The sequence below is a fragment of the Microcoleus sp. Pol12B4 genome (assembly GCF_036701385.1).
Classification (GTDB): domain Bacteria; phylum Cyanobacteriota; class Cyanobacteriia; order Cyanobacteriales; family Microcoleaceae; genus Microcoleus.
Genome location: NZ_JAUBQR010000309.1, coordinates 1 through 6,138, shown reverse-complemented (window position 1 = coordinate 6,138; position 6,138 = coordinate 1). Strand labels below are relative to the sequence as shown.

Here is a 6,138-nt window from a genome sequence, read left to right as displayed (position 1 = left end):
CCGTTTCGCTTCGGAATTGGGATTAGTTCCGGAGAAGTAGTTTCGGGAAATATTGGTTCTCAAAAGCGAATGGATTACACGGTAATCGGGGATGCGGTGAATTTGAGTTCGCGATTGGAACAACTTACAAAGGAGTACGGATGCGATATAATTTTGAGCGAATTTACATACAGTTTGTGTCGCGAAGGAATTTGGGTGCGAGAGTTAGACAAGGTACGAGTTAAGGGCAAAAATCAGCCCGTGGGTATTTACGAGTTGCTGCAAAATAGTTCTGAACCCATCGACGGGGAAACCGTTCGGTTTGTGGAACTTTACGGTAAGGGTAGGGATGCTTATATTGCTAGAAATTTTCAGAAAGCTATTAATTGTTTTGAAACTGCTTTAGCAATGCGACCCAGCGATCGACCTGTGGAAGTTCACCTCGACCGATCCCTGAGCTATTTGAAAGTACCCCCCCCCGATGATTGGGACGGCGTGCATACGATGACAACCAAGTAGTAGATTGTATTATGCCCGAGGGTTGAAAAGTAAAAAGATTTGATAAAGTTGTGAGATCTTCCTTATGACAGAGTTAACAAGTGTAAAAATGTGAAAACATGAATCGGATGCCATATTAAAGTTAGTATTTATTTCCAGGCTAACAATTAAATGAGTTATTTATCTGTTCCGAATGCCACAAAAGCCGATCGGATTCTGGTGGTAGACGACGCACCAGATAATGTTTTGTTGGTTCAGACAATCCTAGAAGAAGAAGGTTACGAAATTAGCACGGCCGAGAACGGCTTTTCTGCCTTGAGTCAAATTGACAAGTCAGCCCCGGATTTGGTACTGCTAGACGTGATGATGCCGGGAATGGATGGTTACGAAGTCACTAAACGAATCCGACAAAATAAGGAATTGCCCTTTATCCCGATTTTGCTGATCACAGCTCACGACAGTGCGAGCGTAGTCCAGGGATTGGACATGGGAGCCGACGATTTCATCCGCAAACCAGTCGAAATGGATGAACTACTGGCGAGGGTTCGATCGCTCCTGCGGCTAAAACACAGCGTAGACGAGCGCAATTCGATCGCTCTCCAGCGGGAAGATTTTGTCTCCCGACTCGCCCACGACTTGCGGACGCCCCTCGTAGCAGCCGATCGAATGCTAACTTTAATGCAGCAGGGAGCTTTGGGAGAAATTTCCCTTCCCATGCGCGACGCTTTCGGGACGATGGTTCGCAGCAATAAAAACCTGATCGCGATGGTAAATATGTTGCTGGAAGTCTACCGCTACGAAGCAGGCCGCAAATCCCTAAGTTTCGCTGCCGTGGATTTGCGCCAGCTTATTACTGAGGTAGCTGAAGAACTAGCTCCCCTAGCGGATGCTAAAGGTTTGTCGGTAAATTTAGACTTGACAGAAAGTGCAGAAAGTGCGCCCATTGCGAAGTATCCGGGCGATCGTCTGGAGCTGCACCGCTTGCTGACAAATCTCATCGGAAATGCGATTAAATTCACCGACAAGGGCTCAATAGATGTCACCTTAAAAGCTGCGAATTCACCTGCTTATACGAGTTTCAAAAACCAACCGCTGGCATGGGTAATTATTGAAATCCAAGACACCGGCGCTGGAATTTCTCCCACCGAAAAAGCAAAGTTATTTGAAAGGTTTGGCCCGGGAACTCACAAGAAATCCGGTACAGGTTTGGGACTGCACCTCTGCCGCCAAATAGTCGAAGCTCACCGCGGCACGATCGAGGTAAAATCAGATTTGGGCAAAGGCAGTTTGTTTACTATTCGCTTGCCTTGTTAAATCGGTATCAATAACTCTAACTTTCGGGTGCGAAATGCCCACATTACTACAGATAAACTGTAATTGTAGGTTGCAAAGTGCGTACCTAATCGAATTGTGGTTAATTTACCCGATGTCATATAATTACTTGGCAACCGAATGTATGGCAATATGTCTAAATGTCCAGTGTGCGGTGCTGAATACATAGAAGAAAAAGCAGAGTTTTGCTCGATTTGCGGGTGGGATTTGACTCCCTACCCGCAACGTGACAAGCCTTCCAAAACTTATTTAAAAAAAGAACAAGTTAGATTGCAGTGGGCAAAACAAATGTGGGAATTGGCCCGCAATCAACAAAATTGGTCAGCTAAATTTGATCGGTTGCAGAGCGAATTTCAGGAAGATGCGATCGCCCGCACATACATTCAATCTCAGTTAGAATGGGTTCTGTACCGCCTCGAACAACTAAACCCCGAATTGATTGTCAGCACTCTACAGCGACTCGAAGACAAAATCGGCGCTATACCTGACTCAACTCCGGCTATCTCCGAAGTGGGGATGGACTACCGCCAACTGACAAAGCTATTAGAAACCGGAAAATGGCGCAAAGCTGATGAACACACTTGGGAAATCTTGCTGCAAATTGCTGTCAGGGAAGACGAAGGCTGGCTGAGTGCAGCCGATATAGACAGTTTCCCTACTACAGACCTTCGCACGATCGACCAACTTTGGCAACAATACAGCAGCGGGCGCTTCGGGTTGAGCGTGCAGCAGCAGATTTGGGAAAGTACCGAGGCAAATTATACTGAATTTTGCGAGCGAGTCGGCTGGCGAGTCAAGGAAAATTGGAAATATTACAGCGAGCTCTCCTTCAACGAAAATGCTCCCCCCGGACATCTCCCCGTCACCGCATGGAGACAGCGCGCCTGTTACGGTGCGGGTAAACTCACCGCCGCAGAAAACTTTGCCCGCATCGCTGCGAAACTGGTAGTGTGCGATCGGTAATCATCCAAAATAAAAAATTCAAAATTGACATTAACTGCTATAATCAAAACGGTTTAGCAACTGGGGCTGTGGCTCAGATGGATAGAGCAAGCGCCTCCTGAAGAATCGGGCACCCTACGAGGAAACTCTGGGAGTGAATGTGGTCAAATTTGGTGAAACCTAAAGAGTTCGTGGGTTCCTATAACTCTAAGGCAATACCAAGCCAAGCCTGAGTTCAGGGCGATCAAACAATCGCCTATATTGAAATCAGGAAGGTTTAGAGACTAGACGGTCACCACCTAAAAGCTGCAAGCATATGGTGAAGGTATAGTCCAGAGAGTGGGGAAACTCACACAAATCTGAAGCGCTAGGTCGCCGGTTCGAACCCGGCCAGTCCCGTTAAAAATCAAGAAAAATTAACAGCAGGAGGGGTAAGCTTAAGTTTTGCCCCTCTTTTTTGCATATCTGCTAACGAATTCGCCCACACACGAATACTTGCTTGAAGACGAGGACTTACGTATAACCTCTATAAAATCCATCTGAAATCTGAAATCTAAAATCTAAAATCTAAAATCACCTGTTTAAGCCCCACCACAAGCGTAGAGTCAATCTAAAATCTAAAATCTAAAATCTAAAATCTATGATCCCCCGACCCTTTTTTAAATTTTAATTTTTAATTCCTGTTAGTGGGCTATACGTGCGGTATTTTTTGTTATGGTTCCTTTGTGAGTTACATAAAATTTTTATAGGTTTAGATGTGGTTAAGAATCAACTCAAACACTCAGCGTTACAAGCGTTTGAACACTTCACGCAGTTTTTGGTTCCTAGTAGGGCTTTTGACGGCGTGCTGGTTTGGCTATCAGCAGGTTAAGAGCGAATTTCAGAGACCCCAAGCTTTGTTAGTTCTAGGTGGGGCTACTGAGCGAGAGGTGTTTGCCGCCAAATTTGCTCGGACTCATCCTGAATTGCCGATTTGGGTGTCGTCTGGGAGCAATCCTGAGTTCGCGGAATGGGTGTTTTCAGAAGCGGGAATTGAGTCCGAGCGCCTGCACTTAGACTACAGAGCGGTGGATACGGTAACAAATTTTACTACCCTGGTAGATGAATTGAAAGCTCAAGGGATTGAGAGCGTGTATCTGATCACTTCTGACGATCATATGCGGCGAGCTCAGATTATCGGCGAAATCGTACTCGGCAGTCGAGGCATTAGTTTTAAGCCTGTGGCAGTTCCGTCTGGGCGAACCCCCGAACCGGTGGAAAAAGCTGTTCGCGACGGCGCTAGGGCTATTCTTTGGCTGACAACCGGTTATACGGGTGCTAACTTCAGCCAAGCCAGAATTGAATAAACACAGGGAAGCATTGAGCAATTGTTAATTTTTTGCCATTCTCTCTGGTTTTAAAACTTGTTTTCTATAACTATTTAAGGAACGGGAAAGATGCTGATGATAAATGCGTAACAGAAGAGAACGAGTAGTTTAAAATCAGTATATGAACTTCAAGAGCCAAAGTTAATGACCGAGCAAATTCTGCCGCAAGTTCTGGATAAAATTTTGAGTGACACCAAAACACCCGATGCTGTTTTTTCTGCTTTGGTGCCGGCGTTAGGCGAGGTGTTAAATTGCGATCGCGTCTTTCTCTACCTCCGCAATCCTGAAACGCAAATGGGCAGAGTACCTTACTGCTGGCGTCGCAACTCAAAGTATCCCAAGGTTTGGGACGCGGAATGGAAAAAAGAACCAGAATCTTTAGGGGAAGAAGACCCTTTGTTTGCAGCCGCTTTGCGAACTGAACCGTCGATTTTTGTTGATGATGTTGAAACAGCAAGTCATGAAGTTGTCAACAAAAATTTTGAGGCAAAAGAGTTCGGACATCGAGCTTTGATTCACGTTCACCTTTGTGATGACGGCTTATTGTGGGGGGTTTTGCAGCCTTGTATGTTTGATCGCCCCAGAGTTTGGACTGACTTTGAGCGCCAAGTTATCGCAGCAGTTACAGAAAAAATTTCGCCTTTAGCTGTCGCTTATGTCACCGCCTCAGCATCAAAAGATAAGCCATAAAAATCAATAATTGACTTGTAGGGAGGGGGTGGGGAATGAATGAATGCTTTGCGCCAGACGAAACAGCGTTTGCGGTTCCCCCCTTTTTTAATTAGGGGGGTTCGACGCGCTAATTTTCACACAAAAGTCGGGTACTAAATTTGAGCTCATTGTTCTCACCAATGGTGAGGTGTGCATCGCCCTACGGATAGACTTGCTGCACAATTATTGTTTAAAAAACGCCCCAATTTTCAATGCCCCGACCGCTGAAAACCCCTTGAACTCGACTAATATCATCCTGAGTGCCATCTACTACCACCAAATAATCGCCCGCTTGCAGGCGATCGGTGTAAATTCTAGCTGTTTCTTCGGGAATTCCCAAGTCAGTCAAGGCCTTCACCACTCCACCGAAAGCCGCCGTCGCGACCCCAGTGCTTGCTACGCTAGCCACCAGTGCGGCGCCCAAAGTCCCCGCTGCAATCATCGGCCCGATTCCGGGAATAGCTAAACTTCCGAGACCCACTAGCACGGTGGCTAAAGCACTATTTGTCAGAGTGTCTGCTACCACTCCTGCTCCTGTGTCTAGATTTTTCTCGCCCACCTGAGCGCTCGTTTGAGTATCGCCTACAGACTCACCTGCATCCCTAGCAACAACCGAAATTTTATCCATTGGAAACCCGGAAGATTTCAATTCTGTCAGAGCTTGCTCGGCATCTTCACGGTTAGAAAACAATCCCAACGCGCGGGTTTGATTGCTTGTTACCATATCTTTCTTCTTATCCCCTGTAAAATTAAACTCAAATTCAAGCCTAATTATTGCGCTTGTTTTCAATCACTTATATTGATATTTTTCGAGGTTTATCTTCAGCCTTCATCTATCTGTAGATATAACCTGAAAAAAGCAACAAAAGTTATAAAATCAGCGACCCAAATCGTGCATGGCATTAATCTCGATCGCACATCTTTGAGTCAGCGCTTGCAACTCCTCGCGATCCGAGGAACCGGGCGCTTCAATTAGCTTACCAATTCGCACCGTCAGCGGCACCGGACGCGGCACTGCCGAACCTTTGGACGCGATCGCGTGAGTTCCCCACAAACTAACAGGTAACAGTGGCGCTTTTGCCTTAGCAGCTATTAGGGCCGCCCCTAATTTCGGTTCAGTAATTCTGCCGTCTGGGGTCCGAGTTCCCTGCAAAAACACACCCGTCGCCCAGCCATTTTCCAAAGAGTTGATAGCCGAGCGAATAGCACTGCGATCGGCACTTTCCCGCTTGACTGGGTAAGCACCGTAAAGCGTAATTGCCTGCTTCAAAATAGGAACTTTAAATAACTCTTCCTTTGCCATAAATGC

The 6,138-nt window shown here is 46.3% G+C and carries 7 protein-coding genes; 5 read left to right on the top strand and 2 right to left on the bottom strand.

The window, feature by feature from the left end; genetic code table 11:
• The 5 genes from QUA38_RS26945 to QUA38_RS26925 form a co-directional block, all read left to right on the top strand.
• The coding region (locus tag QUA38_RS26945) for an adenylate/guanylate cyclase domain-containing protein (protein ID WP_333167314.1) at positions 1–498 on the top strand (498 nt) is incomplete at its 5' end.
• 150 nt (positions 499–648) lie between these two features.
• Positions 649–1,791: a hybrid sensor histidine kinase/response regulator gene (locus QUA38_RS26940; RefSeq protein WP_333167312.1), complete on the top strand. Its 1,143-nt coding sequence runs from the start codon at positions 649–651 to the stop codon at positions 1,789–1,791.
• A 150-nt stretch (positions 1,792–1,941) separates the two neighbouring features.
• Positions 1,942–2,772: a GUN4 domain-containing protein gene (locus QUA38_RS26935; protein WP_333167310.1), complete on the top strand. Its 831-nt coding sequence runs from the start codon at positions 1,942–1,944 to the stop codon at positions 2,770–2,772.
• Positions 2,773–3,506: 734 nt separating this feature from the next.
• Complete coding sequence (locus QUA38_RS26930) at positions 3,507–4,097, top strand: YdcF family protein (RefSeq protein WP_333167308.1); 591 nt, start codon at positions 3,507–3,509, stop codon at positions 4,095–4,097.
• A gap of 165 nt (positions 4,098–4,262) precedes the next feature.
• The gene (locus tag QUA38_RS26925; protein WP_333167306.1) at positions 4,263–4,808 is read left to right on the top strand and encodes a GAF domain-containing protein; all 546 of its coding nucleotides are present in this window, start codon (positions 4,263–4,265) and stop codon (positions 4,806–4,808) included.
• 211 nt (positions 4,809–5,019) lie between these two features.
• On the opposite strand, the gene QUA38_RS26920 is transcribed toward QUA38_RS26925, so the two are convergent.
• Both QUA38_RS26920 and QUA38_RS26915 read right to left on the bottom strand, forming a co-directional pair.
• On the bottom strand, positions 5,020–5,553 hold the full coding sequence (locus QUA38_RS26920) for a hypothetical protein (protein ID WP_333167304.1): 534 nt from the start codon (positions 5,551–5,553) through the stop codon (positions 5,020–5,022).
• A gap of 153 nt (positions 5,554–5,706) precedes the next feature.
• Positions 5,707–6,138, bottom strand: a 432-nt coding sequence (locus tag QUA38_RS26915) for a lysophospholipid acyltransferase family protein (RefSeq protein ID WP_333167302.1), incomplete at its 5' end; no start/stop codon positions are given.